We start from the raw sequence: 26,243 nt of genomic DNA on the forward strand, positions 1-26,243 counted from the left end.
CTATTAGTAAAAGTACTAAAGTTTGGTAAAGCTCAGCTCCTCACTCAGTTAGCCTTAATATGCGTCAGCCATTAGACTGGCGTTTTAGCTCTTCTAGCATACGCTCATCGCCCATCAAGTTTTTGAGGATGGCTTTAACCTTAGGGTCCGATGCATTTTCGTAGAGAGACAGCAAATCTTGAGCGATCCTTTGTTGCTGCTTTGGATCAGCGCCTGACTGGAAGTACTGTGACATCAATCCTTCTGCTGCGAGACTTTTCACGTAATCATTAGGTTCTTGCTCTAGCATTTTCACGAATGACTGTGACAAACGCTCATCAACGATAGGTGTACGCGACACAAGCTCAAGCGCCTGTAGCCTCAACTTTTCATCACTCATGTTATGCGTCATATTGAGGATAGATTCTACTGCTTGATAATCATATTGCTCTAATTCATTGCGATTTAGCATAAACATGTTCATTTGCAGTTGACTCATTGCGGCTAAGCGCTCCGTAGCCGATAAACTACTATTTAGAATTTTCTGTTTTAACTCATTGCTAACTTGGCTTGCGTACTCAGGATCGGTTTTGATCCGCATTTCGTAGTCTTCGGGTAAGTCTTCATAGAAGCCATAAATCGGGTTTTCTGCTTTCATCTCGTCGATTTTCTGCTGCTCACGCTTTTCTATCAAAGAGAAGATTAAAGACTCAAACTCATCCGGTGCTTGCTCAGAAAGTAAATCAGACTTTTCCATCGACAATGCCTGTAACCTCGTTTCAAGTTTATTGATCCGAGCCATTAACTTAGCAACTTGTTCAGACTCATCAGCTGAAGTCTGAGCATCCTGTGTATACTGAGTTGCATTATAGTGAGGCTGCTGAGTAGAACTCTGATACACGTGCGTTGCCACAGGAGAGGTTGCTAATTTGGTTTGAATGACATTAAACCCAGAAAAAGCCAATGCAAGAACTGAGCATGAAAGCGCTATATTGAGTTTAAGATTAGACATGAAAGAGTTACCCTTATAAAAAGTAGCAATGTAATAGATCTGCAAGACAAATACTGTAAATGATTGTACTGTAAATTGATACAGCAAGAGGCAATTACGCAGATAATTATTACACTTTGCATAAGGTGAAAAACGAGCCTCTAAACAGCTTGCCAAAATTGCCAACAAGGAATGACTGTGAATAATATACTGCAAACCGTCCACTATAAACCTATCACATTGCTTTTACTTGGCGTTGCGACCTTGACGTCTTTGCTTGGCAGCAGCCTACTCTGGCAAAGTCACCAGGCCTTATTTCAATGGATTTTACCATCAGCCTCACTACTTCTTGTGTTGCGATTAGGGTGGCATGTTCGTAAAACAAGCTTGGCTACTAGCCCGAGCAGTTTGCACAAAGATATAAAACTCTGTTGGATTGCTCTGCTCTTGTGTACTTGCGGAGATATCGTCAACTTCAATCTCTTTGAGCTTTATCATCGTCAAGATCAAACCATAAAGCATGACTACTTGATCGACTCCATTTGGTTTTTTGCCCTTGGTTATGGGCTTTTACTTGGACTGCTTATTCGGTTTTTAAGGCGGGAATTTGCATTAACATTAGCAACCGCGACCGTATTGGTTGTGGTGTCTATTACGTTATCGTCGCTTAGCTATCAAACGATGTACCTACCCACGATAAGCCAATACTCCCTGCTGTTGAGCGCAAGTTATAGCTTATTAGTGACCTTGCTCGGCGTATTTGGCTTTTGGCTTATTATTCAAAACGTTAAATTCAACGAAAAAGCCAACTTCGCAGTTGCCAGCGGCTTTATCCTAGCAATGCTAGCGGATGCTATTATCGGTCAATTTTGGCTGTTCGCAAACCAAGGGGATGGCTACTTTCCCATTGCAAGGCACGTTAATTGGGTCATCTATATTGGCTCGCAAACGCTACTATTATTGTTTCCTGTTGCCATGATAAAAACTAATGTTGCGAGGTGTAAAGCATAGGCAATAAAAAGGCCGAACTATGTCGGCCTTAACTATTTGTGCGCTATATCGATAAGCGGCTTATCTTTTGACAATCGCATTGTGGTAAACGTTTTGTACGTCATCCACATCTTCAAGCATATTGATTAGCTTTTCGAATGTCTCGATTGCTTCTGGATCTTCAATTTCTACGTGAGTTTGCGGCACCCAAGTGATTTCGTCTACCTCAAACGTGATCCCCTCAAACGCTTCTGTCAGTGCAGTTTTCGCCTTGAAGTATTCAGTGTGAGGTGCGAAAACAGAAACTTGGCCGTCTTCAACTTCTACGTCAGTAACATCAACATCAGCCATCATTAGCGCTTCCAAAACTGACTCGTCGTCATCACCTGCAAATCCTAAGATTGCAAAGTGGTCAAACATATGCGCCACACAACCTGGGTTACCTAAGTTTGAACCAGTTTTGGTAAACGGTAAGCGAACATCTTTGATAGTACGGTTCATGTTGTCTGTTAAACAGTCAACAATGATCATGCTGTTGCCAGGACCGTAACCCTCGTAACGCGCTGGCGTGTAATCTTCACCTGCACCGCCTGCCGCTTTTTCGATTGCTTTATCAATAACGTGTGCAGGAACTTGATCTTTCTTTGCCTTGTCGATTAAACGACGTAGTGACAAGTTCGTTTCAGGATCTGCGCCGCCATTTTTAGCAACAACGTAAATCTCTTTTCCGTATTTTGAGTTTACTTTTGTTTTTGCCGCCGCCGTTTTTGCCATGGCGTTTTTGCGGACTTCAAATGCTCTGCCCATCTTAATGCTCGTTTTTATAAAAATTGGCGAAGATTTTACCAAGACATTTGAGTTACGGCTATACCCTTATTATCCGTGATGGTAATTTGCTTTACGTCGCACGATTATATGCTTGTTTTGCGGCGATTTTGTGGCGGACCTAAGCAACTTTACTATAGTTAATATTGTTAAAATTTACCGCTACGGGTGGCTTATATATGATCACGTTTGGCTTGGGAAAAGCAAAAAAGCAAGATGGACAAGATACAGCGCTATTTCAACACTTTAAGGCAACTACGCCTTACTTAGAAGTGGATTATCAAACAGATATTTTTCAGGTTAGTCCAGCCTTTACCCGCTTACTCGGATACCCAGTTACCTACGAGCTGAAATCTCTCGCTTTTATATGTCACACCTCAACCGATGCCGCTGCACTTAAGCGTGGGCTCGCTCAACTTGAGCACCAAGCACATGTAAAGATAGCGCTCTCTCTCAATACTGCGAATGACCACAAACCGAAGAAGTTGTTACTAGAGCTATCACGTACTCAAGAAGGCAGAATTTTAGTTATTGCGACTGACATTAGCGATTACCTCACAACCATTGCCAACATGAGTGCAAATTTACAAGCTTTATCAGCGTCCTTTGCGATTATCGAGTTCGACATGCACGGTAAAGTGCTAAGCGCGAATGACAACTTTTTGTCTGTTATGGGTTACAGCCTAGAGGAAATACAAGGCAAGCATCACAGTCTGTTTGTTAAGAATGACTACGCAGCCAGTGAGGAGTATCAAGCATTTTGGCAACGCCTAAACAATGGCGAATTTTTTGAAGGTGAATTCGCAAGGCAAACAAAATCAGGTAAAACGATATGGATCCAAGCCACTTATAATCCAATTTTTGATGAACAGAATAGGCCTATCAAAGTCGTAAAATATGCCTCAGATATCACCGCTCAAAAATCAAATGCTGCGGACTTTCAAGGTCAAGTTAATGCCATCAAACAAACTCAAGCCGTTATTGAGTTTGACCCTTACGGCAATATAAAGACTGCAAACAGGCTATTTTTAAATGCGGTTGGTTACACATTAAGTGAAATACAAGGTCAACATCATCGACTCTTTGTGGCACGAGAAGACGCTGAGAGCAGCGAATATCAAGACTTTTGGCACGCTTTACGACAAGGAAAGCATCAATCAGGTGAGTTTAAACGCCTAACCAAATCAGGAAACACTCTGTGGATCCAAGCAACCTATACTCCCATCTATGACGAAAATGGCCAGTTGGGCAAAATCGTCAAATATGCCTCGGATATTACCCAAGCAAAACTGGCGTCTTTCGACTTTGCTGGACAACTCAAAGCCATCAATCGCTCGCAAGCCGTTATCGAGTTTGATTTGCAAGGTAATATTTTAAAAGCAAATGAAAACTTCCTGTCTGTCATGGGCTACAAGAAAGAAGAAATCATTGGCAAGCATCACAGCATGTTCGTCGACAGCTTTTACGCGCAAAGCAGTGAATACAAAGCATTCTGGCAGCGTTTAAAACAGGGCCAATTTGAATCCGGAGAGTTTCACCGTTTCGGCAAAGGTGGCAAAGCAATCTGGATTAGTGCCACCTACAACCCCATTTTAGACGAGCAAGGCAAGCCGATAAAAGTTGTTAAGTTCGCAACGGACATTACCGAGCAAAAAGCCACTGCTGCTGATTTTGATGGTCAGCTTCAAGCCATTCGTAAATCACAAGCCGTCATTGAGTTTGCAATGGATGGTACTATTTTATGGGCCAATGAGTCATTCCTAGATACGATGGGGTACTCACTTGACGAAATCAAAGGTAAACATCACCGTATTTTTGCTACACACGAACAAGCCACTAGTTCTGAATACCAGCAATTTTGGCAAAAGCTCAACCGAGGTGAGTTCGACTCAGGGCAATACTTAAGATTGGCAAAACAAGGTCGAGAGGTATGGATCCAAGCGTCTTATAACCCTATCCTCGATCAACAAGGCCGTCCCTTTAAAGTCGTTAAATATGCAACAGATATCACAGAACAAAAACAAGCGGTTGAACATATTAAAAATGCTATCTTAGCAATGGAACAAGGTGATTTAAGACATAGGATCACCCACCACTTAGGTGGCGAGTTCTCGGTGCTGCAACAAGCGATGAACGGCTTATTCGATAAATTAAGCGACTTAGTTAACACCATAAACAACGGTGCAGAGCAAGTGTTTGATGTAGCTAAACAAATCGCGAATAACAACGAAGAACTCAATAGCCGCATTGAAAATCAAGCGGCGAGCTTAGAAGAAACCGCCGCCACTATGGAAGAGCTTACCGCTACGGTTAAAAAGAATGCGAGTAGCGCAAGCAATGCCGCAGAGAAAGCGACTATTGTTAGAGAAAAAGCACACTCAGGTAAAGCATCGATTGACGATGCCATTACCGCAGTGGGTAAAATCGAATCTTACAGCACGAAAATCTCTGACATTATCAGTGTCATTGACGAAATCGCTTTCCAAACCAACCTCTTAGCACTCAATGCTTCCGTTGAAGCAGCCCGGGCTGGTGAGGCTGGACGCGGATTTGCCGTGGTTGCCGGAGAGGTGAGAAACCTTGCTCAACGTAGTGCATCAGCGGCACGTGAAATCAAAGCACTGATCAAAAATAGCGTTGATGCTGTGGCGCAAGGCAGCAAACTTGTATACGAGTCTGGCACGACTTTCGATGAGCTAATGCAATCAATTGCCGAGGTGAGCAAAATGGTGGCCGATATAGATAACGCGGGGAAAGAGCAAGCTGAAGGGATAGCTGCGGTTTCCACCACCATCGCGCAAATGGATAATATTACTCAGCAGAACGTTACTCTGGTTGAAACAACATCTCGTTCAGGTAGAAATATGGAAAATCAAGCCAAACTACTTACCGATCAAGTTGCATTTTTTCAACTAGATGAATAGTTAAGGGCGCGCACTATCTATACAACCACATACAAGTAGTTTATCTGAATATACCCGTTGTACCCTTAATGCATCGGGTATGTTAAGCTCGTCCGGCTGGCCAATCTTCCTTTTGTTTATCGCTTTACCCATTTGGACTGTTTTATTAGACAAAAGGAAAAATGATGATAAGTCCAGTTACACCAAGCGATCACCAAGAACTACTGGCTGTTTGGGAAGACTCTGTGCGAGCCACTCATGATTTTATCACTGAGGCGGATATCGCTTATTTTAAACCTATTATTATTGAACAGGCGTTTCCAAACGTTACGCTGCACTGTGTAAAAAATAGCGATGCGAATATTGTCGGTTTTATTGGTGTACATGACCGAAAGATCGAGATGTTGTTTGTACTGGCGAAATGCAGAGGACAAGGTGTCGGAACTGAGCTGCTTCACTTTGCGCTTGAAACACAAAATGTGCAGTTTGTTGATGTCAATGAGCAAAACCCAGAAGCCGTCGGCTTTTATGAAGCAAAAGGTTTTAAGGTATATGAACGCTCACCAACTGACGATATGGGAAAACCTTTTCCAATCCTGCGAATGCGACTTTGTAAATCCATTTAGCTTACATATGGGCCCGAAGTATGGGCCTATTTTACCTCCTATTGAATCTCAAATTTATTATTAGTTAATGCCTTCAACACTTAGAAGTAGGGATACAAGAAAAAGCCATACCATTTACAATCATTTACTATTTCAAAAAAAAGCACAACAAAAATACTTCCTCTCCAAAAAAAGTATATTTTTCAACCTCAAAATGTTGAATTTTTCAGTACAAAAACACTTTAACAAAAACCTTAAAGTTAAAGTTAAATTGACATTCACACACAAAATAAAATAAATGTAACAAGACAAGGACAAGGAAAGAAAAAATGATAAAACAGTTATTACTTACTTCCGCTCTATTCGGATTAGCGATTTGTTCGACTAATGCACTAGCAGATCAAGTGCTGTGCGATGTAAGCCCTACTAGCACCCCTCAGGAAATGACGCCCGATTTTTGTGAAAGCCAAAGCGTAACGTCCTCGAGACCCTACGTAAGTTTCCAATTTGAACCATCCAAACCTATAGAGCATGTGACTTGGCAATTCAGCACACAATTATCTGGAAGATGGGATTGTGATCCACACCGCACAGAGTGTGTTTTTTATGACGATGGAGAAGATAAACCATCTTTTCGCGATGCTACGGCCTGTGTAAAAAGAGTAATTTACAAAGATGGCACATGGAAAAGTATGAACGAATGCGCAACGGCGATTTATAGCTTAGGTCCTAGATTCTAAAACTCATCAACAAACCAATAATAATTTTAATTATAAGGAATATAAAAATGAAGAAAGCAATAATTTCAAGCGCACTACTTGTAATCGCTGCAACCGCATACTCACAACAAGCTGAAGCAGCACACGTCGAGTGTTTAATTGGCGGAACCAGTACACAACAGTTTTTTGAGCCCGACTTCTGCTCTGCGATGACTAATACAGATCGTCCTTCTGTCGCCTTTAGATTTGTAGCAGATAAAGATGTGGCAGATGTCGTTTGGTCATATAGTGCATCAGCTTCAGGGAGCTGGGAATGTAGGAGTGGTTCATACTGTAGCTTTCGTGATGATGGCAGACAAAACCATGATGTATTTTATGACGCATCCGCTTGTGTGACGAGAGTGCTTTACAAAGACGGTACATGGGAAAATACCAAACACTGTGCCACAGGGCATTACTCGAAACAACCTAGCAATCCATTCTAAGGGGCTACGCGTATGAAATTTTCAATATCAGCCTTGGTATTTCTCACGACTTCTGTCTTTTCAGGCCACGCCTCAAGCTCAGAAAGTGTACAATGCGTAATTAGCCCTACGAGTACCCCACAAGAGTGGCAAGATATGTGTGTAACTCATGATGTTATGTCACCAAAGCCTACTGTAAGCTTCCGTTTTCAATCGACAAAACCGATTGAGCAGGTTCGATGGAATTACAGTGCGTCCGCTACAGGCGTTTGGGATTGTGGTACAACACAATACTGTCAGTTTAAAGATAACGGTAGAGACTTGAGTAGTTTCAGAGATGCTAGAGCTTGCGTAACCCGAGTTTTATACAAAGATGGAACTTGGAAAGACACTAACGAATGCGCACAAGCTTTGTATGGAACTGGAAATCGTTCTAGATAGCGTCAGTGGATAAAAATGAAGCTTTGCATTCATGTAAAGCTTCATTTTTATTTGCCAAACTAAGAAAATAAATTGGGGTAATCAACTTCAGCAAGCAGCATACTATTTGGCAGGCAATCATTTCTCACAAAAGTCGTTAGTTCTGGGCGTTTCTCACATAGCAACACATCCAATGCTAAACGATTTTTTCCATACACACCTCGATGTATCATATTGGCTGAAAATACAAGAAGATCTCCTGCCTTTAGCGCTATGACCTCACTGTTAGGCAAATTGTCATGGTTTCGATACCCTGCCTGTTCTAACCTCACATTTAACTCTTGAACTGTGTCCCAACGCTTGTGGGTACCTGGTATCAATTCTATTCCGGGCTCATCTTCCAGTGCTAACCGAAAATGAACCACTTCGGGTCCCGACAACAACGCTTGTTTTTGCTCTTCGATGGTTAAATGGTATTGCGGATCTCGGTGCCAGTAATTGAGTTGAGTGGTGTTCACTGGGTTAAAAAATAGCTGAGTATTCATAAACCTAAACTCACCCGAAAATATGGATGCGGCTAGAGACACCAGAGGAGTAGAGGCAATGAATTGAAAAAGGACAAGCCGTTGCTGTTCGCCTAGGTACTTTGGTGCAGTAAGGTAGGCAGAATTTACTGCTCTGTTTTGATAAAAGTCATTATTGTCAGCCCGCCACGCATGATGAAACGCTAAAACGACTTGCTTTATTTTGTTAAGTTCGCCGGACGGTATAAAATTGTGTTTTATAACGTAGCCACACTCGTCAAATTCATGGGCTGATTTTACCATCACATATTGACCTCTGACATTGTCGGAAAATTCCAGTAAATAAATTAACCCCCATGCGGCTTTATAAAAGCTAAGAGGCATTTAGCCCAATCAGAGTGCATATTTATCACCTCTTATCAGTGGCTTAAAAATAGTCGTTCTTTTTCATACCAATTCGCTCAGACAAGCGCACCTTTAGGCCATTCAAAGCGAACTGGTATTATTTACCTGAACTTCAGGTCATTGAATTTTACAGTCATAGAGCACCTAAAATAGCTTCTGCTTTACTAACTTCAAATTGCTTAGGTTGTTCTACATTGAGTGTTGTCACGACGCCGTCTTCAATAATCATAGCGTAACGCTGCGAACGTACACCGCCAAATGAACCGGTATCCATTTCAAGCCCTAGCGCTTTGGTAAAGCTCGCATCGCCGTCTCCAAGCATCATAATTGCTTCTGCATTTTGTGCATCACCCCAAGCTTTCATTACAAAAGCATCGTTTACCGATACACATGCGATGATATCAACACCTTTTTCTGCAAATTTATCTGCATTCACGACAAAACCGGGTAAATGAGACGCAGAGCAAGTTGGTGTGAAGGCACCAGGAACCGCAAAAAGCACTACTTTCTTACCAGCGAACAACGCTGTCACTTCGTGATTAACCATGCCGTCTGAAGTAAGTTCGCTTAACTCGGCTTGTGGTAATTTTTGTCCAGCTTCAATCATTGTTTAAATCCTTCATCTAAGGGCTAATTGCCTTGAGTTTGTTATATAACCTGAGCTTGGGATAGCTAATTTCTTATCCAAACCTGTGGTTATGATAGTCGAGAAATTGTGACTCATGACTACATTTCGATTCGTTTTATATCTACTTGTGGGATTTCGTAACCGGTAAATAGCAGCCACTGTTTTTCTGCTATATATACAAGCCCGCGACTTCGGCTAAAGCTACGTTCTGGAACTCGGATAATATCTTTATGCGCTTTACTGGCAAAGTCAAAATAACTAATGCGGAAGTCTCCACGACGAACATACAAATAGTAAAGTCCCGCATCGGACACTGACCAGCTTGCACTCGAAGCCAAGTGTGCATTTTCAAATAACAGCGTATCGACCCCAGTTGCCAAATCGATACGCCACATTTCTTGTGTCTCGCTTTTATATACGTACAACATCCCTTCATGTTCAAGTGCGGTGGTGCCAGTAGTTAACTTCACTGGAGCGGTTTTTGAATCAAGAAAAATGCGAAATACATTATTGTCATCAGAAATATAAATTGAGCTACCGTCTTGAGACCAACTGGGTTTACCGTGATACTTTAGCCCAGTTTTTAGTTGCGTTACTTGTTTAGTGGCCATATCCAAAAGTTGAAGTTGGCTTCCTTGATGTGACTTTGTGGTAAAAATCACTTTAGTGCCATCAGGTGACCATGCAGGGTGCATTGCTTGTAACCCAAGCTCTGTCAGTTGTATTCGCTGGTCACCTTCCAAATTAGACACCCAAACTTCATCAAACCCTGATTGGTTAGACACAAAGAGTAAACGCTCCGACACAGGTGAATAGCTGGGATAACGGAAACTAGTTTGTGATTGTAGTAATGGAAAGGGTGAACTGGTGACCTGCGCGTTAAGGTCAAGTTTCATAATAGAAGTATTAATGTTCCAGTCATGAAAATATAAACGCCCTGATTGACTAAAGCTTGGGTAACTTAACCCATCAAACGGCAATGTCCCCAATACTTTACCTTCAAGTGAAAGTTTATACGCGCGACGTGCGCCATGTTCAATCATTGATACAACCAAATAATCATCATTGGGATGCCAACTCACGCCTCGCAGGTCATCATGTCCACTTAATATTTTAACTTCCTTCCCGGTATCCAGATTTTTCAAATAGAGATTTTCAAGTCCGTTCGGCAAGTTGCGACTAATCGCGATTTGCTTGGCATCGGGAGAAAGCGCAATACTTTCAAGCCCACTCCCGTCACAATCTAGCTCACAGCCTAACTCTGTCGCTGTTTTATCGTTTAAATTTAGCAAGGTTACTTTTGGATGATCCATAGGGCTTTGCTTTGCGATAAATCCAAGGAGGTTTTTTTCAGCTGAATAGCTTAAGGTAGTGGTCGTATCTGCAATACAGCTAGCTATATCTGATTGTGTTTTGGTCACTATATCCAGTGACTTAATCGTACATGCTTCTGAGCGCTTCTCTATATAAAAGAGCGTGCGATTATCTCGCCCCCACACGGATACCGACACATTTCCAGGGCCATCGACTAATACTTCAAGAGGTTCATCCGGACGTTTTAGATTTTTTAAATATAGTCCTGCATGACTGCCAAACTTTCGCCAAGCAAACGCTAGATGCTGCTCATTCGGGGAGACACTAGGAAAAAGCTCACGTCCAGGATAATCCGTCACACTTTCGAGCTGATGGCTTGACTGTTCAACAAAGAAATATATAACAACACTCAGTAGAATGAATAATGTAGCGACTCCCCCTGCCACTTTGAGCTTAAAAGGCAAATTTTGCTCGCCTGGCTTACTGGGAGTAGCCTGGATATCGACGAAGGTTGGCTGTGCTTTTAGTCTATATCCAGACTTTCTTATGGTTTCGATCACCTCAAAATCAGCGGTGCTGCTTTCTTCCTCATTACTTGCAAGTAGGGTTTTAAAAGTTTTGCGAAGATGCCAAATTGCATTAGTTAGCGCTTTCTCTCCAACAAATAGGTTCCCCCCCCAAACCTGCTCAATGATTTCTTCTCGAGTAACCACGCTTGGGTAAGCAAGCGCCAATACTGTCAACACTTCGATAAATTTAGGTTGGACACAACACTCCTGCCCGGCACTGGACAAAATATGCCCAACCGGATCAATATTGACATCTAATAACTGATAAGTCGCACTGTGCTGCATTTTTATAACCATGGGTAAATACGTTGTAAATCATACCTAAATTAGCGACCAAAAGACAAAAGTAACGCGACAAGCATCATGGCAACAATGCAACACCTCAAAAAAATAACACGTAATAGATTGAATTATATGCTTATTTTAGAATAGATATTAAATAGAGTTAAAAACGTCAAAGAATAGATGTCCAATTCGTTGCATGAATCATAGTGACAGTCACAATGGCTAAAATGAGGTGCAGTGCTTTTTTGCTTAGTCAAAACAATGAGGTATGTACTTCTTTCAACAAGCCCTAACTATCTAATAAATAAACAACAATCAGAAATTAAAAGAGGGACTCCCGTGTCACCTAACAATAATATTAAATTACTCGCCCTGTCTATTGCGCTCGCATGTAGCAATACAGCAACTGCAGAAGAGCAACAAATCGACCGTCAACAAGTTGAACAAAGTAGTTCGGTAGTTAAAACGCAAGGTGAAGATAAAGCACTAGAAAAAATCGTCATCACCGGTTCTCGTATCAAGCGTGATAGCTTTTCGGTACCTACTCCTATCGCCACTATGGGGGCTGAGTCTCTCAATGATGCAGGCTTCGGTTCGCTTTCAGATATTCTTTTTGAAGAAATGCCTCAGGTCAGTGAGGGTACAGGCAATGGTAACTCGCAAAGCAGTGTTCAAAATACCGGGCTTTCAACTATCGACTTACGCGAATTAGGCGAAAGCAGAACATTAACTTTGATTGATGGTAGACGAGTAGTTTCTAACAGTTATTCAGGCAACTATGTAAGCCTATCAACCATCCCCAAAGGTATGGTTGAGCGAGTTGAAATCATTACCGGTGGTGCGTCAGCGGCTTATGGCTCCGATGCAGTTGCAGGTGTTGTGAACATCATAACTCAGCAAGATCAAGAAGGGGCTACATTTAGTGCTCGTGGTGGTGAAAGTACCGAAGGCGGCGCTCGTGAATATACGGTAAATGCTGATTACGGTACGACTTACGATAATGGTAAAGGCTACTTATTTGTCAGTGCTACTTACGACGAAGAAAAAGGACTAAGCTACTGGGATAGAAAGCGTGCACAGCAACAAAATAGCTGGGACTACGATACCGACCGTATGTGCAACGTGATGCTCACTGCCAACTACGACCCTGATACAAAAAGTGCCTATCACTGCATGAGAGATATTGATAAATCCCAGTGGACAAGTTTAAGCGATTCAATTCCAGGTGGTGTATTTAACGAATCAAGTAGCTTTAAACCTGATTCTGGCTTTTGGTATGACGGCACAACTTTAAGGGATGATTGGCAAGAAGAGCTTCACGGCATCGACTTTGAGCAATTTACAATGTTAAAGGTGCCTGACAAAGACCTCTCAGCGGCAGTAAAAACAGAGTATGAGTTTGACTCAGGTACAGAAGCTTACTTTCAATTGCAGTACAGCCGCAACACCTCTCGCAATGTAAAGTCGCCTGAAAGCGAAGACGAGTGCGACGCAATTGTGACCTATGACCCAAACAGTAATCAATTTGGCTCAGACTGTATGGGCCGTATTCCTTATGATAATCCATATATGCCAGAACCAATTCGAGCTGAGGCAAGCTCAAAAGGTGTGACCTGGGATCGACTATTCACAGAGGTCGGTAACATAGTGAATAGTAATGAAAGAACAACAATCAGAACATGGGGCGGTCTACGCGGTTATATTTGGGATGACTGGGAGTGGGATGTTTCTGTTGGCTACGGCAAATTTAAGCAAGAACAAACCCGCAGTAACGAAATCTACGTTGCGCGAGTTAAACAGGCGCTAAATGCTGAGCGCCTTGCTGATGGTACGATTCAGTGTAAAGACGAGCAAGCACGTAGCCAAGGCTGTGTACCAATTAATTTATTCGGTGAAGGCTCAATCACACCTGAGGCGGCAGACTATATTCGCGCCAATCCTTCCATTACAACGGATATTGATCAGGTAACGGTATCTGGATTTGTTACTGGTGATTTATTTGAACTCCCAGCAGGCGCCGTTGCTTCAGCTTTTGGTTTTGAATACAGAAAAGATACACAGAGCGTATCGACCAACGTGCCAAATGGTGGCGTCACGTTTAACTATGTGCCCACATTTGAAGGCGATGTAAGTGTTCGTGAAATCTTCGGTGAATTATCGTTACCGCTATTAAAAGACGCGCCAATGGCAAAATCGCTTAGCGCCGAGGTCTCTGCTCGTATCGCAGATTACAGCTGGGCAAATACGGGATTAATCCAAAGTTACAAGGCTGGCTTTATTTATGAGCCAATCGAAGGTTATTCCATTCGTGCAAACTGGGCTCGAGCCATGAGAGCACCGACAATCACCGAACTTATGTCACCACCTCGTGGTGACTATGATAGCTTTGATGATATCTGTGATGGTGTTACCGCGACATCAACAGATGCAGGCCACGACAATTGCCGTAAAGATGCGGGAATACAAGCCGCTATCGCCGCTGAAGGTACTTTTGAAGACGAAAATAACGGCTACTCACCCAACTCAGGAAATAGCGAGCTGTTTGAGGAAACCGCAGATACCATCACCATTGGTTTATCTTTAGCGCCTTCCTTTGCGCCGGATTTTAGAATTGCGCTAGATTACTACGATATTCAAATTGATGATGCGGTAAGCTCACTTGCTAACGAAGACATCATTAAGTTCTGTTACGCTTCGTCTATGGAATTCGGTGACAATAACGAGTTTTGTCGTGATATTAAACGCGATGAAGAAGGGCAGATTTATGAAGTCAATCAACGTGTCATCAACACGGATGAGATCCGCACTAAAGGTTACGATATCGCACTAGAATATGTGTATGACGCTAGCGATTACGGTAGCTTTAAGGTGAAAGCCGATTGGACACACGTGATCGAATACTCAATCACCAGTACGGGGCCTGACGGGCAATACGAAGACCTTTATGAAGGCTATTTAAACGAAGATATTTTCGAAGACAAAGGCGCTATTTCACTGACTTGGTATAAGAATGATTGGCGTGTACGCTGGAGCACAAAATATAAAGGCGCAGTGGAAGCCAGCCGTTCGAGATATGAAGACTGGCAAGCTGCAATCGCCAAAAATAACGAACGCTGTACAGCTGGTGAGACAAGCTGTATCGCAGATCCAGAGCCGCTCTGGCAAGGTGCGCTGCCATCAGTTACTACTCATAGTTTAACGGTAAACTACAGCATGGAGCTAGGCGATAACCGCACTCTCTCTGTTTATGGTGGTGTGAATAACCTATTTGATGAAAAAGGTCCGTTTATCGTCGGCGGCTCAGGTAACTTTGATAGTGCCTATGGCTCAGGTGTAGGACGTTTTGCGTTTATTGGAGCAAAATACCAGTTTTAGACTTCAGCATTGACTTGAGGGGCTACCACTGAGTAGCCCCTTATCTTTACAAACCAAAAAGTGTATCGCGTAACTTATCTGAGATTTTATCAATCTCTGTATTGCATTGATTGTAGCCTTGGCAATTAATAATTGCGCTCATAACCATGTTTTCTGACGGCAGATACCAATTTAACGTCGCGTACCCAATCTCAGCACCGTTATGATGATAAACCGGTTTATTTCCGACGTGCTCGCTAAAGATACCCATGCTGTATTGCTGTCCGATGACATCAGTATCCACCCATACAGATTCGCCTAGCAATTGCTCACGCACCTTAGCGGGAATATCTGGGCTCGTTATCATGATTTTAAATAAGTCACCAAGGTCCTTAGCCGTCGATACAATCGGTGCATCAGCCACACCAATATTGGCATAGTAAGGTTGCGTATTAATTTCATTGCCCTCATCATCAACAAAGTACCCTGATGCAATTTCACCAAACGCCTTTTCGATTCCTCCATAACTCATACTACTTAAGCCAAATGGTTCAAAGATATACTCACGCATCGCCTTTGAGTGATGCTCCCCCAAAACTTTATCCATAATTAGGCCCGCCAATAAATACCCGGTATTAGAATATTTCCACGCAGCTCCGGGTTTGAAATTGGCTTCTTGATTGAGGGCAAACTGCAGTGCAAAGCTATCCGTTTTTATTAAGTCTGGCTGTTGTAATACTGCAGCAAAAAATTCACCGTTAGCATCATTGAGATAATCATATAATCCAGCCGTATGATTGAGTAACTGCCGAACATACATTTCGTCACTGTTTTCTATCTGTTGTAAAAGTTCGTCAGACAAATAATCACTTATCGGTGCATCTAGATCTAATAACTGTTGTTCATGCAACATCGCCATTAAGAGCGCTGTTACTTTTTTCCCCGCACTGCCATTTGGGATCCTAGCGTCCGTGGTCATGGGTATCGTGTTTTCTTTATCTGCTAACCCGGCCGCACCATAAAATTGAAGCGTAGGCGAGTCAATATAAAGCACAATACCAGGGATACCCGCTTCAACACTTTGTTCGAGCATCGCTTGAAAATCAACTTCGGCTACGGGAGGAGAGACAGAGCTCGGTTTAGGGTTAGACGTCGATGGGCCATCATTACAACCAAATAACGACAGACCACCACACAATAATGTGACCAGTTTTAGTGTTCTCATGAGAAATACCTCGTTTCGTTTAAGTGATAAAACAATAACTAAGGTATGCACGCCATGCTGTCTCTGACTTTTTCAAAATGTATCAAACAGTAACGACTTCCTTTATTTTCAGGCATAATGTCAGACCATTATGGAAAGCCAGAACAAGCTGGATACAATTCGATACAACTTGCAGAAAGTCGATACAGCTATACTCGCTTACACTCACTACAGTAACTAGCAAATTAATAACTAATAGAAATTGCTATGAAAACACATTTATTGATTGCAGCCGTGCTTATGGCCGCAAGTGCAGCGCAGGCCAAAAGCACTAACGCAAAAAAAGAGGGTCACGGCTATTTGGCCATTGGTTATGGGATAAATTACAACAGCGATATTTACAATAATGCCGAGACCTCGTTTTCGCCCACTGTACATGGCGCCTACTATTTTAGTAATGGTCTATTTGTCGAGTTTCCGGGCCGCGCTGAGAAGTTTGACCCAGCACTTGCACTCGGTTATCAGTTTTATGAAACAGAAAATTGGGAATTTGATGCCCTACTCTCAACCGCTCATGGGCGAATAAATTACCGTTTTGGCGGGACTCGCTATGAGCTAAACACTTCGTCTTATCTTGGGGTAAGAGCGACAGGGGATGTATTTGGCTTACAAATTAGAGCTATTGTTGCACCAAAAGTGATTAACTCAGATTATTCAGATGGTAGCTACGCTTCATTATGGATCTCTAAACCCTGGCAATACAAAAACTGGCACTTTTATAGCGCAGTCGGTGCACAATACCGAAACTCGGCCATGTTAGATTATTACTACGGTGGCGCACCATTTAAAGGTTACGATGCCAAAGGCGGGGCTAATCTTGGGGTAAAGCTCGGGTTTTCACGCGCTTTAACAGAAAATTGGATAGTCGATGGCCACGTCAGCTACACCAAATATGCATCAGGTATTATGGATAGTCCTATCACCAAAGCAATTGTCAGTTTTAACGATAGAATTGAGCATGGTGAAAGCATTGGCTTGTCACTTAGCTACGTTTTTTGAGGAGCTAAATATGAAAAAACGACTATTTGGCTTAGCCCTACTCGCAATGCAAACTCAAGCGAAAGAAGAAATTAACGTCCCCGTATGGACCGTAAAACCAGGGCAATGTGTTGCGCTCGAACAAGGTCAGCAATGTTTTATCGACCTCTCAGTGACCTGGCAAACCTCTGTGGCCGGTAACTTTTGTCTCCATGCCGATGAAAAAGAGCTGGTTTGTTGGCAGCAGCAAAAAACCGCGAGTTGGCAAGGCGAGATTTTAGTTGAGAACGATTTGCTCATTACCTTAGAAGATAACAAGGATATTCTCGCAAGCTATGCGCTGCAATATGCTTGGGTGTTTAAACAACAAAAAAGTAACGCCGTGCGTTGGCGACTTTTCTAGGAGTAGTTGTGGTAGCCGAGTTAGTCCTAATAGAAGACGATAAAGAATTGGCCCAGTGGCTGAGTGATTACCTCTCTACCAAGGGATTTTCAGTGGGGATATATCATGATGGTCAAGACGGGCTGGAGCACGTTTTAGCCTGTCCTCCCGATTTGGTGATTTTAGACGGTATGCTGCCAAGTTTAGATGGCTTTGAAGTCTGCAAGCAACTTCGTCAGTCGCTAAGCATCCCAATATTAATGCTAACAGCAAGGGATGAGGAAATTGATGAAATTATCGGTTTAGAGATGGGTGCTGACGACTATCTCAAAAAGCCAGTAAGAGGCCGGTTATTAGAAACTCGCATAAAAGCGCTATTAAGGCGCCATCATCCTCAAGATACCTTTCCCAAACAAACACTTGAGTTTGGCGCTCTCTATATCAATAAAGAAGACAGAAGTGTTACTCTTGCTGGGCAGCCCGTTAACTTATCCAGCAATGAGTTTGATGCGCTTTGTGTACTTGCCAGTAAAGCCGGAAAAATTGTTACCCGAGATGAGCTTACTAAAGCACTCAGAGGATTTGATTATGATGGGTTTGACCGCTCTATAGATTTGCGTGTTTCGCGACTGAGAAAGAAGCTAGGTGATGATGGCCAAAACCCATTTAAAATAAAGACGGTATGGGGTAAAGGATATCAGTTGGCGAAGGACGTGTGGTAATGTGGCGCTTCGTGTTTGCTTTGCTTACCATCTTAACGCTCGCAAGCGTTATCACAGGTCTGATATTTGACACGCTTATCGCCTCATCCTCAGAGAATAATGAAGCCCACTACGATCCACTTAGCACAACCGCACCAATTATTGCCGCAATGGCTAAAGACAACATACCTGAATCACAAATTATTGCGATCCCACTGCACCAAACACTAACCGCTCAACTTGTACCAAGAGCCGACTATCCACTCCCTGTGAGCTTAAGCCGCAAACTCTCTCAACAGCGATTTATTTATCTCGAAAGCGAATCCTCAGTAAGTGCTTGCATACTTATAAGCCAAGAAAATGTCTATATTTTAACAATGCAGAAGCAATTGCAGACTAAATATGGTCTGCTCATGACCTTGTTATTTTACGCTATCGTTATCGTTGTTGTCGTCGCCTTTTTAACCCCATTTATTGCTAGGCTGTTAAAGCTCAAAAATGCCGCACATCAGCTGGGTAAGGGCGAACTCAACGCCCGCGTGCAAGTCGGTACGGTATGGTACTTAAAGGATATTGAGCAAGCGTTTAATCAAATGGCACGACAAATAGCCGGGTTAATGACTGACATGAAGCTATTAAGCAGCGGACTTTCTCATGAATTACGTACGCCACTTGCAAGGGTAAGAATGGGGCTAGACACACTGGTTGAAACTCATGATGATGAGCTGCGGGCACAGTACGAAAATAGGATTAACCAAAACCTTGATGAAATGGAGCAAGTGATTGATGCTATTTTAGATTACGCAAGATTGCAGCACCGCCTTGACGACGTGGAACTTCAGCCTGTTGACTTGAATGCGATGGCTCGCCTGTTAGCCAATAACGCCCACCATCATGACTTAACACTAAAACTGTCGTCAAAACCTTGCTGGATAATCGGTGAAGGTCAGTACTTACGCATGTTAATCAATAACTTACTATCTAACGCGATAAAATATGCCAACGCTAAAATATCACTAGAAACCCGAGTCGATAATGACAAGGTTAAGCTTATTATTGAAGACGACGGGATAGGTATAAGTAACGAGGTTCGAGACAAAGTGCTACTACCATTTTATCGCGACGGTTCTCAATCACAATCAGGGTATGGTATTGGCTTGGCCTTTGTGCAACGTATAGTCACTCGTTTTGGCGGTACCATTGTAATTCAAAAAAGCCCCGCGCTGGGCGGGGCCAAAATCACTGTTTCGCTGATACAGACTCAGCAAAAGTAACGTTAACTCTGAAGCTGTGGTAAGCAGTGCTACAGTTCACCGCTTGGCAACGAAACAGTGTACAACAACCTAATATTCAAAGGGAGTTAGGTTAATGTGGTCCACTGTTGTCAGCAGGCGTTTGCCAATTACTCTGCCACACGTAGTTGCCATGGATATAAAGCAGTTTATCAGCCTGAATAAGCCCTCTATCTGCTTCGGTATACCCGAGTGCTTTGTCACTCGCTATGGGCGTTGCTACCTCGGCACGGCTACTCCCGCGATAAGTGAGTGTTGAGTCCACGCCGTGGATAATTTCAAATGCGGCGAGATCGTTTTGGCTATACCAGTTATAACTACTTTCATTCACTTGCTCTGTATTCCAGTAAACAATCGGCAAAGTGAACCGGGTTACTGAGGCATTGTCTTTTAGCATGGCCAAAGCGCGATAATCATATTCCAGCGGTGTAAATCCCCCTGCAAACGTATGATCTTTTAATAGCTTGGGTTCAGCAGGATTTGCAACATCAAACAAGCTCACTTTGGTGCCGGGCTGCACGTTTCCATCAGGATCTCCAAGGTGCTGACCTACCCCAAGAAGCAAACCGTCACCAACAGGGTGCAAATAAGAAGAGAAACCGGGGATCTCTAAACTTCCCGCGATTTTAGGCTGTGATGCGTCAGATAAATCCAGAACGTAGAGAGGGTCTATTTGTCTAAAGGTCACGATATAGGCGGTATCGTTAAAATATCTAACCGCATAAATGTCTTCATCCACAAGCCCCGTATCCGGATTAATTTTGCCAATAGGGGTTGGATTTTGGCTATTTGGTAGCGTCGCCACGGTGTTAAGTTCATTCCCTTGTGGTTTGAGCATATACAACTTATGACTATTACCGATATCTGTATCATACTGACTCGTTACTACGCGCAGAACGCCATCTTTTTCATCAAATCGAGTCGCAGCCATCGTATCGCTGACACGAGCAAGTTGACCTTCCACCTCACCAGTTGCTTGGTATGTCACCCCTTCATTCGTTAACAATAACTTATGTAATACTATGCCTGATGGATCCCAGATTGATGTGTTGACATCGCCATCACTGCCATTAAAGGAGTAATTGTAAAGATACACAGCTGTTGCAGACATATAAAAGCCAAAGATGCGCGTACTGACGCAAGTTGTTTTCACCTCATCAGGATTGCGAATGTCAATCTCAGTCACTGTTGTTAAGCCATTATATCCATCTTGCGCGGTAGCATCGGCAGGCAAATAACAGCCATCTGCGGCAACCAGTGGCGCTACACTTCCTTGCTTTAAATTTCTAAATTGAGGTAATAAATCGTTAATGTTAGTGTCCATTAAGCGATTGTAGCTTGCTACTTTGTCAGCGCTATTAAAACCACTGTAGCGTATAGTATGGTCGGCGATAACATAGAGTTTGTCACCGATTAATCTGCTGCCAACTAGTGAACCATCAATTTGAAAGCGTTTTTCGACCTCAGCCTGTGCGGGTAGGGATACGTTACTAAAAGCAAGCTCAATCACGCCTTGATAATTGACCTCAGGTTGCACCTCTAGCGATGACATATCATCAGCAAAATCATACTCATAGTCCATTAATACGCTGATGAGTTGATTGTTTTTAAGGTAAAGATTTTGGCTTGCAAACTCTGAATCTGATACCGCTAATTCATTAACTTGTGTAGGGACATCCGTAGCTTCTGTATCTAAGATCCTAACGAAGGTTTTGCTGTCAGTATCCGCATATGCAACGCTGGTCGAGCCACCGATGAATAAGTAACGGCCATCGAATTTAATCCGGTCGCTTTCTGATACCCCTTCAACCAGTTGATTGGTGCCTGAGTAAGGTGCACTATCTGTGGTTGCTGATGGATTTTCCAAATCATCGCCATTATTCAACCCACCGCTGGCAACGAAAATGCCGTTTTTAATAAACTGACTAAACTGTGCTGATGAAGCTGACTTCAACGGCGCAGAGCTATTATTAAGCGCGTTAAGTTCTGGTAATTTATCTTCATCATTGTCGTTACTACCACCACATGCGCAAAGGCTAGCGGCAAACGGAAGACTGAGCCAAATTTTGCATCTCATGATATGTTTCCTTGTAAGTTAAGTGCCAACGTAAGCCTAAACTTTCACACTAAAATTTCTGTTATCTTCGCTACTTGTTTTGTTATTTAATGTTACCCTTTCTGGTAATTTGTACAGCGACTGGTAAATTACACTGGTAGTAATAATGCGCTTTGATTGACACCTCTAAAAAGCCAGTGCAAAGCCCAAATTCAGAACTGGAGTTCCAAGTTGAATAAGTTATTAATGGCCTTAACCTTGCTGATTACCACTCAGGTAAATGCCACGGCGGTGCCATGTGACGCCAATGACAGCGAGTGTACGCCAGTCGATGAATGGCGATTTGGCATTGCGCTTGGCGGCGGCGTGATCTCCAACCCACTCCATGACGGTGAAAATATTCCCTTGGTTGTTGTGCCCTATATTAGTTATTACGGTGAACACCTCTTTCTTGATAATGGGACTTTGGGCTATACCTTTCACTACACTGATAAATTTGATCTTAGCTTGATCGGCACATTTAATACCGAGCAGGCCTATTTCGAGAAATTTCACCCAAGTAATATATTCGTGCAAAAAATGGGGTTTGATGCCAGCAATGAGCTGCCTGGCGGTGAATTTGCCGCAGAGCAAACCGCTATCTCCTTAGACGATATTGAGTCGAGAAAATGGGCCATAGATGGCGGCGTTTTAGCCCACTGGATAATGAGTGATAGCGTAAAAATCAGCGCATCATGGCTCACCGATATCACCAACACTTATCAAGGTTACAATGCTGATGTTGGAGTTAGCTATCGTTTTAGATTCGATAATTCACCTAACACTTATGTGTTTATTAAAGCGGGGCTAAAATGGAAAAGTCGACAACTGGTGGACTACTACTACGGCATAGACAAAGCGGATACACCGAATAGTGAGCTATGGTATAAAGGCAGCTCAAGCTTCCAACCTTATGTTAGCTTTGCCTACTCTTATCCCGTAAGTGAGTCTTGGACCTTTAAATTTAACGCCAAATATCAGCAACTTGATAGCACAATGACAGATAGCCCGATAGTCGAGGATAGCTATACCGCGACGGTTTTTGTCGGGGGAAAATATGAATTTTAGGTTGTACTTAATCATAATTATAATTTTCAGCGCACCAAGTAGAGCTTTAACCAAACCCAACAATGGCATTAATTTAGAAATAAAACCGATTACATGTATGGTGAAACAAGCAGGGCAACGCTGTGAAATGACGGCAAAAATTGCTTGGCAATCGCCCTCTAAAATGAACCTATGTTTATTTCAGGAAAAACAAAAATTACAATGCTGGGAGCAGGCCAAGGAGGCAAAATCAACACAAATTATCCAACTCTCAAAGTCCATGCTCTTTACCCTAAAAGATGCTAAAAATAACGTTGTTGCAAAACAAAATATTGAAGTACACACAAGCGTCAACCAACAATATAGACGCAAACTCAGAAGCGATTGGAGTGTGTTTTAATGGCCAAGGTATTACTTGTCGAAGATGATGTAAAACTAGCGGAGTTAACCGCAAAGTTCTTAATCCATAACGGCTTTGAAGTCGTTCAATTACACAATGGTATTAACGCCATTAAAGCGATTGAAGCAGAAAAACCCGACATTCTCATTTTAGATATTATGCTACCGGGACTTGATGGTTTTTCTATTTGCAAAGCTGCGCGCGGTGAGTTTAAAGGGCCGGTTTTATTTCTTACCGCCAAAGACAGCGACTTCGACCATGTAAAAGGGCTTGAGATCGGTGCTGATGATTACATTATCAAGCCTGTTGAGCCATACGTACTACTTGCCCGTTTGAATGCGCTATTAAGACGTACACAAAATGATGAAGTTCAGTCTGATTCCATTACCTTAGGCGAATTACAAATAGATAAATCGGACCGTAAGGTCTATTTGGCTGGAGATGAAGTTGAGCTCACAAGCTATGAATTTGATTTACTAAAGACATTGGCAGGCCATGCGGGCGAAACGCTGAGTCGAGACTATATCTATAAACATGTTGTTGGCCGCGAATATGACGGATTAGATAGAAGCGTTGACGTACGTATTAGCCGTTTGCGTAAAAAGCTTGGCGACAATCTAGAGCAACCCGCGAGGCTTATTACCGTGTGGGGTAAGGGCTACCTCTGCTCTAAGTCTGCTTGGGGCTAGTGTATTTGTGCTAAAACTATTACTCAGCCTCTATTTGGCTGTGTTTACCAGTATTGTCGTCATCAACCAAGTGAGCGAAGCTATTTGGTCTCATTGGGTGCACTCCGCGCCCGATGAGTTGCGACACGCAAAAGCGGTTGCCAACACACTGAAATCCACGATTTCCTCAGTTCAGCTACCCCAAGAGTCAGAAACGCTCAAAATACTCAACATGGACGATGTCGCTTGGCTGCCTGAGCAAGCCAGCACTTTAGTTCAAGGTGGTATTTTAACGAGTTTTGATGATGAAGGCCGCGCTTGGCTGACTTTCAAAGTACCCGATTCAACATTGCTGCTGCAATTAGGGCCATTAGCACCGGCGGCTTCTGCCGCCAATAAACAATGGATCATCAAGTTGCTTTCTTATGCCGTGCTCGCGTTTTTACTTATGCTGTGGATAAGACCCTTGTGGCTTGATTTATTGCAACTGAGATATATCACCGAAAATCTCACTCAAGGTCAACTGCCCAAAGCGACCCGACATTCCCGGTTTTCTGCCATTTCAAATTTAACCGAGCAGATCCGCGACTTAGCGTCTCAAGTTGCAAGGCTAATTGAAAACCAAAAACTACTCGTTAATGCGGTTTCTCATGACCTGCGCACCCCACTTGCCAGACTTAAGTTTGCTTTAGCTATGCTGCCAGAGCAAAGCCGTGAGCAAGCAAGTGATATGGCGGACGATGTGGTCGAAATGGAGGCGATGATTGATGAAATGCTAGCTTACGCACGGCTTGAATTTGAAGTAGAGAAACTTGAGATAACGCCAATTGACCTTTGTGAACTTGTCAGCGATCAGATAAGCAAACTCAATAAGCTTACCGATAAAAAAATAACGTTCAAGAAAATGAGTAATACAGTCATCATCTCTGGCAACCTACATTATCTTTCTCGGGCTTTGCAAAATATCGTACAAAACGCTGATAAATATGGTCGCTCAACCATAGCGATTAATATTGAGTGTGACAAAAGCAACGCTTATCTTCATATTGAGGATGACGGTGATGGAATTCCTAAATCTCAGTGGGAGTCGGTTTTTATTCCCTTCTCGCGCTTAGATGAAAGTCGCAGCAAAGATAACGGTGGCTATGGCCTTGGACTGGCTATCGTACGCAAAATCGCCACTTGGCATCGCGGCAGTTGCCATGTTGGGTTCTCCGAACTTGGTGGTGCTAAGTTTACTCTGACTTTGCCACTGGCAAACTAATTTGCCTAGGGATAGGTATAGCGGTGAATACCGCATAAAACAAAAATTTTACCTTAACCATCTTATTTGGGTAGAATTTTATACCAATTGTATTTAAACATGACTTACAAGGAAAGTTTATGGCTTTATTAGAACAGAGGTCTCTCCATCATATCGATCCGCGTCTAGCTGGCGTTGAGATGCAGTTAAAAGAGGCCTATTACAATTTAGATAAAACCACATCCAGCTTTGATAGCGATCTTGACAATAAATTGAAGCCGCTTAAACGCTATAAGTGGTGGGCAATTGGTATTGCAATCCCGTTACTATTTCTTGCGCCTTTTCTCTTAATCTCAATAATTCCTATCTACTTTTTGTTAAAACACTCTCTTAAGTCTTTCACTAAGGGAGTGTTAACTCGAGCTTATATGATGGCGCCAATTGCTTCGGCGCTTAACTTAGAATATTCAGTCGGCGGTAATTTACTTATCTGCGAGGAAGCTATCAGTGCAGGTATATTAACCAAAGGAGGACGAGCAGTAGCTGAAGATGGATTTAACGGCGAAGTAAATGGCATTCATTTTTACTTTACCGAAGTGCATATACGCACGCTTCATCAGAATAATGACAGTAAACGTTTGTTTAATGGTGCAGTTATAAAACTGAGTATGCCTGAACCTGTAGATACCCCAATCGTGGTATTACAAGATGCGGGACTTTGGAACATGCTGATAAGTCGACGTCAATCTCTAAAAGGATTACAGCGAGTTAAACTTGAACAAAAAGACTTTGAAAAAGAGTATCAAGTCTATGCTAAAGATGAACAAACCTGCCGCGAAGTACTCACGCCAGAATATATGGCAAAATTGTCGCAAGTCAAAACGTTCTTTTCATCCGGTAACCTACCAAAAGGGTTAAAAATCCCCGAAGTAAAAGCCCAAATGTTTATAGAAGGTAGCGATATACTGATCACTCTTGATTATGGTGCCAATTTATTTAGCCCAAAAAAACTGCAAAATGAATATGATCCCAGCTGGGCTGAAGATATCGCAAAACAATTTTTACTGATTGAAAATTTAGCAAAAAGCCTGGTGCGCTAGCAGCCGGCTTTTTTTTGTAGTTGAAAATACGATAACCCAGCGCTGAATACAGCGGTATTTAATACAGGTAATAACAACCGCTGTAGCAATCTTAACAA

The 26,243-nt window shown here is 42.6% G+C and carries 23 protein-coding genes; 16 read left to right on the forward strand and 7 right to left on the reverse strand.

The features are described from left to right. Window positions 1-64: 64 nt before the first annotated feature. Window positions 65-991, reverse strand: coding sequence for a hypothetical protein (locus tag MHN30_RS11995; protein WP_130165715.1), 927 nt, complete (start codon window positions 989-991; stop codon window positions 65-67). Between the two features lie 171 nt (window positions 992-1,162). On the opposite strand from MHN30_RS11995, the gene MHN30_RS12000 reads away from it, so the two are divergent. Then, window positions 1,163-1,981, forward strand: a complete 819-nt coding sequence (locus MHN30_RS12000; RefSeq protein ID WP_239359767.1) for a hypothetical protein — start codon at window positions 1,163-1,165, stop codon at window positions 1,979-1,981. Between the two features lie 60 nt (window positions 1,982-2,041). On the opposite strand, the gene MHN30_RS12005 is transcribed toward MHN30_RS12000, so the two are convergent. Beyond that, a complete protein-coding gene (locus tag MHN30_RS12005) occupies window positions 2,042-2,767 on the reverse strand; it encodes a YebC/PmpR family DNA-binding transcriptional regulator (protein ID WP_010375669.1) in 726 nt (241 codons plus the stop codon). A 197-nt stretch (window positions 2,768-2,964) separates the two neighbouring features. Here MHN30_RS12005 and MHN30_RS12010 point away from each other — a divergent pair, with 197 nt between their 5' ends. From MHN30_RS12010 to MHN30_RS12030, 5 genes are all read left to right on the forward strand, one after another. Next, window positions 2,965-5,709: a methyl-accepting chemotaxis protein gene (locus MHN30_RS12010; protein WP_239359769.1), complete on the forward strand. Its 2,745-nt coding sequence runs from the start codon at window positions 2,965-2,967 to the stop codon at window positions 5,707-5,709. A gap of 164 nt (window positions 5,710-5,873) precedes the next feature. Continuing rightward, window positions 5,874-6,314 carry a GNAT family N-acetyltransferase gene (locus tag MHN30_RS12015; protein ID WP_130165910.1) on the forward strand — a complete coding sequence of 147 codons (441 nt, stop codon included), beginning with the start codon at window positions 5,874-5,876 and terminating at the stop codon, window positions 6,312-6,314. Window positions 6,315-6,622: 308 nt separating this feature from the next. Then, window positions 6,623-7,033, forward strand: a complete 411-nt coding sequence (locus MHN30_RS12020) for a hypothetical protein (RefSeq protein WP_239359771.1) — start codon at window positions 6,623-6,625, stop codon at window positions 7,031-7,033. Window positions 7,034-7,080: 47 nt separating this feature from the next. Then, window positions 7,081-7,497 carry a hypothetical protein gene (locus MHN30_RS12025; protein WP_239359773.1) on the forward strand — a complete coding sequence of 139 codons (417 nt, stop codon included), beginning with the start codon at window positions 7,081-7,083 and terminating at the stop codon, window positions 7,495-7,497. Between the two features lie 12 nt (window positions 7,498-7,509). Continuing rightward, window positions 7,510-7,917, forward strand: a complete 408-nt coding sequence (locus MHN30_RS12030) for a hypothetical protein (protein ID WP_239359775.1) — start codon at window positions 7,510-7,512, stop codon at window positions 7,915-7,917. A gap of 59 nt (window positions 7,918-7,976) precedes the next feature. Here the strand turns inward: MHN30_RS12030 and MHN30_RS12035 are convergent, their stop codons facing one another. The 3 genes from MHN30_RS12035 to MHN30_RS12045 form a co-directional block, all read right to left on the reverse strand. After that, entirely contained in the window at window positions 7,977-8,804 is an 828-nt protein-coding gene (locus MHN30_RS12035) for a phytanoyl-CoA dioxygenase family protein (protein WP_239359777.1), read from the reverse strand. A 154-nt stretch (window positions 8,805-8,958) separates the two neighbouring features. Beyond that, window positions 8,959-9,432: a peroxiredoxin gene (locus MHN30_RS12040; RefSeq protein ID WP_239359779.1), complete on the reverse strand. Its 474-nt coding sequence runs from the start codon at window positions 9,430-9,432 to the stop codon at window positions 8,959-8,961. A 119-nt stretch (window positions 9,433-9,551) separates the two neighbouring features. After that, the gene (locus tag MHN30_RS12045) at window positions 9,552-11,621 is read right to left on the reverse strand and encodes a winged helix-turn-helix domain-containing protein (RefSeq protein ID WP_130165709.1); all 2,070 of its coding nucleotides are present in this window, start codon (window positions 11,619-11,621) and stop codon (window positions 9,552-9,554) included. A 339-nt stretch (window positions 11,622-11,960) separates the two neighbouring features. Here MHN30_RS12045 and MHN30_RS12050 point away from each other — a divergent pair, with 339 nt between their 5' ends. Next, window positions 11,961-14,996, forward strand: coding sequence for a TonB-dependent receptor (locus MHN30_RS12050; protein WP_239359781.1), 3,036 nt, complete (start codon window positions 11,961-11,963; stop codon window positions 14,994-14,996). Between the two features lie 46 nt (window positions 14,997-15,042). On the opposite strand, the gene MHN30_RS12055 is transcribed toward MHN30_RS12050, so the two are convergent. After that, window positions 15,043-16,200, reverse strand: a complete 1,158-nt coding sequence (locus MHN30_RS12055) for a serine hydrolase domain-containing protein (protein ID WP_239359783.1) — start codon at window positions 16,198-16,200, stop codon at window positions 15,043-15,045. A 246-nt stretch (window positions 16,201-16,446) separates the two neighbouring features. Between MHN30_RS12055 and MHN30_RS12060 the strand changes: the two genes are divergently transcribed. From MHN30_RS12060 to MHN30_RS12075, 4 genes are read left to right on the forward strand one after another with little or no spacing between them, the layout of a single operon-like run. After that, window positions 16,447-17,238 carry a MipA/OmpV family protein gene (locus tag MHN30_RS12060; protein WP_039496253.1) on the forward strand — a complete coding sequence of 264 codons (792 nt, stop codon included), beginning with the start codon at window positions 16,447-16,449 and terminating at the stop codon, window positions 17,236-17,238. 10 nt (window positions 17,239-17,248) lie between these two features. Beyond that, the gene (locus tag MHN30_RS12065; RefSeq protein WP_239359784.1) at window positions 17,249-17,620 is read left to right on the forward strand and encodes a DUF3019 domain-containing protein; all 372 of its coding nucleotides are present in this window, start codon (window positions 17,249-17,251) and stop codon (window positions 17,618-17,620) included. Window positions 17,621-17,628: 8 nt separating this feature from the next. Then, the gene (locus MHN30_RS12070) at window positions 17,629-18,321 is read left to right on the forward strand and encodes a response regulator transcription factor (RefSeq protein ID WP_239359785.1); all 693 of its coding nucleotides are present in this window, start codon (window positions 17,629-17,631) and stop codon (window positions 18,319-18,321) included. Further along, window positions 18,321-19,574, forward strand: coding sequence for an ATP-binding protein (locus MHN30_RS12075; RefSeq protein WP_069021565.1), 1,254 nt, complete (start codon window positions 18,321-18,323; stop codon window positions 19,572-19,574). The genes MHN30_RS12070 and MHN30_RS12075 overlap by 1 nt, the downstream gene beginning before the upstream one ends. A gap of 91 nt (window positions 19,575-19,665) precedes the next feature. Here MHN30_RS12075 and MHN30_RS12080 read toward each other — a convergent pair whose 3' ends face one another. Further along, on the reverse strand, window positions 19,666-21,669 hold the full coding sequence (locus tag MHN30_RS12080) for a beta-propeller domain-containing protein (RefSeq protein WP_239359786.1): 2,004 nt from the start codon (window positions 21,667-21,669) through the stop codon (window positions 19,666-19,668). Between the two features lie 210 nt (window positions 21,670-21,879). Here MHN30_RS12080 and MHN30_RS12085 point away from each other — a divergent pair, with 210 nt between their 5' ends. The 5 genes from MHN30_RS12085 (at window position 21,880) to MHN30_RS12105 (ending at window position 26,145) form a co-directional block, all read left to right on the forward strand. Beyond that, on the forward strand, window positions 21,880-22,755 hold the full coding sequence (locus tag MHN30_RS12085; protein ID WP_226899030.1) for a MipA/OmpV family protein: 876 nt from the start codon (window positions 21,880-21,882) through the stop codon (window positions 22,753-22,755). After that, window positions 22,745-23,134 carry a DUF3019 domain-containing protein gene (locus tag MHN30_RS12090; RefSeq protein ID WP_010375649.1) on the forward strand — a complete coding sequence of 130 codons (390 nt, stop codon included), beginning with the start codon at window positions 22,745-22,747 and terminating at the stop codon, window positions 23,132-23,134. The genes MHN30_RS12085 and MHN30_RS12090 overlap by 11 nt, the downstream gene beginning before the upstream one ends. Further along, complete coding sequence (locus MHN30_RS12095) at window positions 23,134-23,823, forward strand: response regulator (RefSeq protein WP_010375648.1); 690 nt, start codon at window positions 23,134-23,136, stop codon at window positions 23,821-23,823. The genes MHN30_RS12090 and MHN30_RS12095 overlap by 1 nt, the downstream gene beginning before the upstream one ends. A 7-nt stretch (window positions 23,824-23,830) precedes the next feature. Beyond that, window positions 23,831-25,066, forward strand: a complete 1,236-nt coding sequence (locus MHN30_RS12100) for an ATP-binding protein (RefSeq protein WP_130165702.1) — start codon at window positions 23,831-23,833, stop codon at window positions 25,064-25,066. 119 nt (window positions 25,067-25,185) lie between these two features. After that, a complete protein-coding gene (locus tag MHN30_RS12105; protein ID WP_130165701.1) occupies window positions 25,186-26,145 on the forward strand; it encodes a DUF3137 domain-containing protein in 960 nt (319 codons plus the stop codon). Window positions 26,146-26,243 lie beyond the last annotated feature (98 nt).

The organism is Pseudoalteromonas sp. OF7H-1, from assembly GCF_022347825.1.
GTDB lineage: Bacteria > Pseudomonadota > Gammaproteobacteria > Enterobacterales > Alteromonadaceae > Pseudoalteromonas > Pseudoalteromonas maricaloris.

Bases quoted from the DNA above. Each gene is read 5' to 3' on its own strand.
- MHN30_RS11995 (WP_130165715.1), bottom strand. From the start codon at position 991: ATGTCTAATCTTAAACTCAATATAGCGCTTTCATGCTCAGTTCTTGCA.
- MHN30_RS12105 (WP_130165701.1), top strand. From the start codon at position 25,186: ATGGCTTTATTAGAACAGAGGTCTCTCCATCATATCGATCCGCGTCTA.
- MHN30_RS12035 (WP_239359777.1), bottom strand. From the start codon at position 8,804: ATGCCTCTTAGCTTTTATAAAGCCGCATGGGGGTTAATTTATTTACTG.
- MHN30_RS12060 (WP_039496253.1), top strand. From the start codon at position 16,447: ATGAAAACACATTTATTGATTGCAGCCGTGCTTATGGCCGCAAGTGCA.
- MHN30_RS12025 (WP_239359773.1), top strand. From the start codon at position 7,081: ATGAAGAAAGCAATAATTTCAAGCGCACTACTTGTAATCGCTGCAACC.
- MHN30_RS12015 (WP_130165910.1), top strand. From the start codon at position 5,874: ATGATAAGTCCAGTTACACCAAGCGATCACCAAGAACTACTGGCTGTT.
- MHN30_RS12045 (WP_130165709.1), bottom strand. From the start codon at position 11,621: ATGCAGCACAGTGCGACTTATCAGTTATTAGATGTCAATATTGATCCG.
- MHN30_RS12095 (WP_010375648.1), top strand. From the start codon at position 23,134: ATGGCCAAGGTATTACTTGTCGAAGATGATGTAAAACTAGCGGAGTTA.
- MHN30_RS12075 (WP_069021565.1), top strand. From the start codon at position 18,321: ATGTGGCGCTTCGTGTTTGCTTTGCTTACCATCTTAACGCTCGCAAGC.
- MHN30_RS12010 (WP_239359769.1), top strand. From the start codon at position 2,965: ATGATCACGTTTGGCTTGGGAAAAGCAAAAAAGCAAGATGGACAAGAT.
- MHN30_RS12030 (WP_239359775.1), top strand. From the start codon at position 7,510: ATGAAATTTTCAATATCAGCCTTGGTATTTCTCACGACTTCTGTCTTT.
- MHN30_RS12000 (WP_239359767.1), top strand. From the start codon at position 1,163: ATGACTGTGAATAATATACTGCAAACCGTCCACTATAAACCTATCACA.
- MHN30_RS12065 (WP_239359784.1), top strand. From the start codon at position 17,249: ATGAAAAAACGACTATTTGGCTTAGCCCTACTCGCAATGCAAACTCAA.
- MHN30_RS12020 (WP_239359771.1), top strand. From the start codon at position 6,623: ATGATAAAACAGTTATTACTTACTTCCGCTCTATTCGGATTAGCGATT.
- MHN30_RS12080 (WP_239359786.1), bottom strand. From the start codon at position 21,669: ATGAGATGCAAAATTTGGCTCAGTCTTCCGTTTGCCGCTAGCCTTTGC.
- MHN30_RS12055 (WP_239359783.1), bottom strand. From the start codon at position 16,200: ATGAGAACACTAAAACTGGTCACATTATTGTGTGGTGGTCTGTCGTTA.
- MHN30_RS12005 (WP_010375669.1), bottom strand. From the start codon at position 2,767: ATGGGCAGAGCATTTGAAGTCCGCAAAAACGCCATGGCAAAAACGGCG.
- MHN30_RS12040 (WP_239359779.1), bottom strand. From the start codon at position 9,432: ATGATTGAAGCTGGACAAAAATTACCACAAGCCGAGTTAAGCGAACTT.
- MHN30_RS12090 (WP_010375649.1), top strand. From the start codon at position 22,745: ATGAATTTTAGGTTGTACTTAATCATAATTATAATTTTCAGCGCACCA.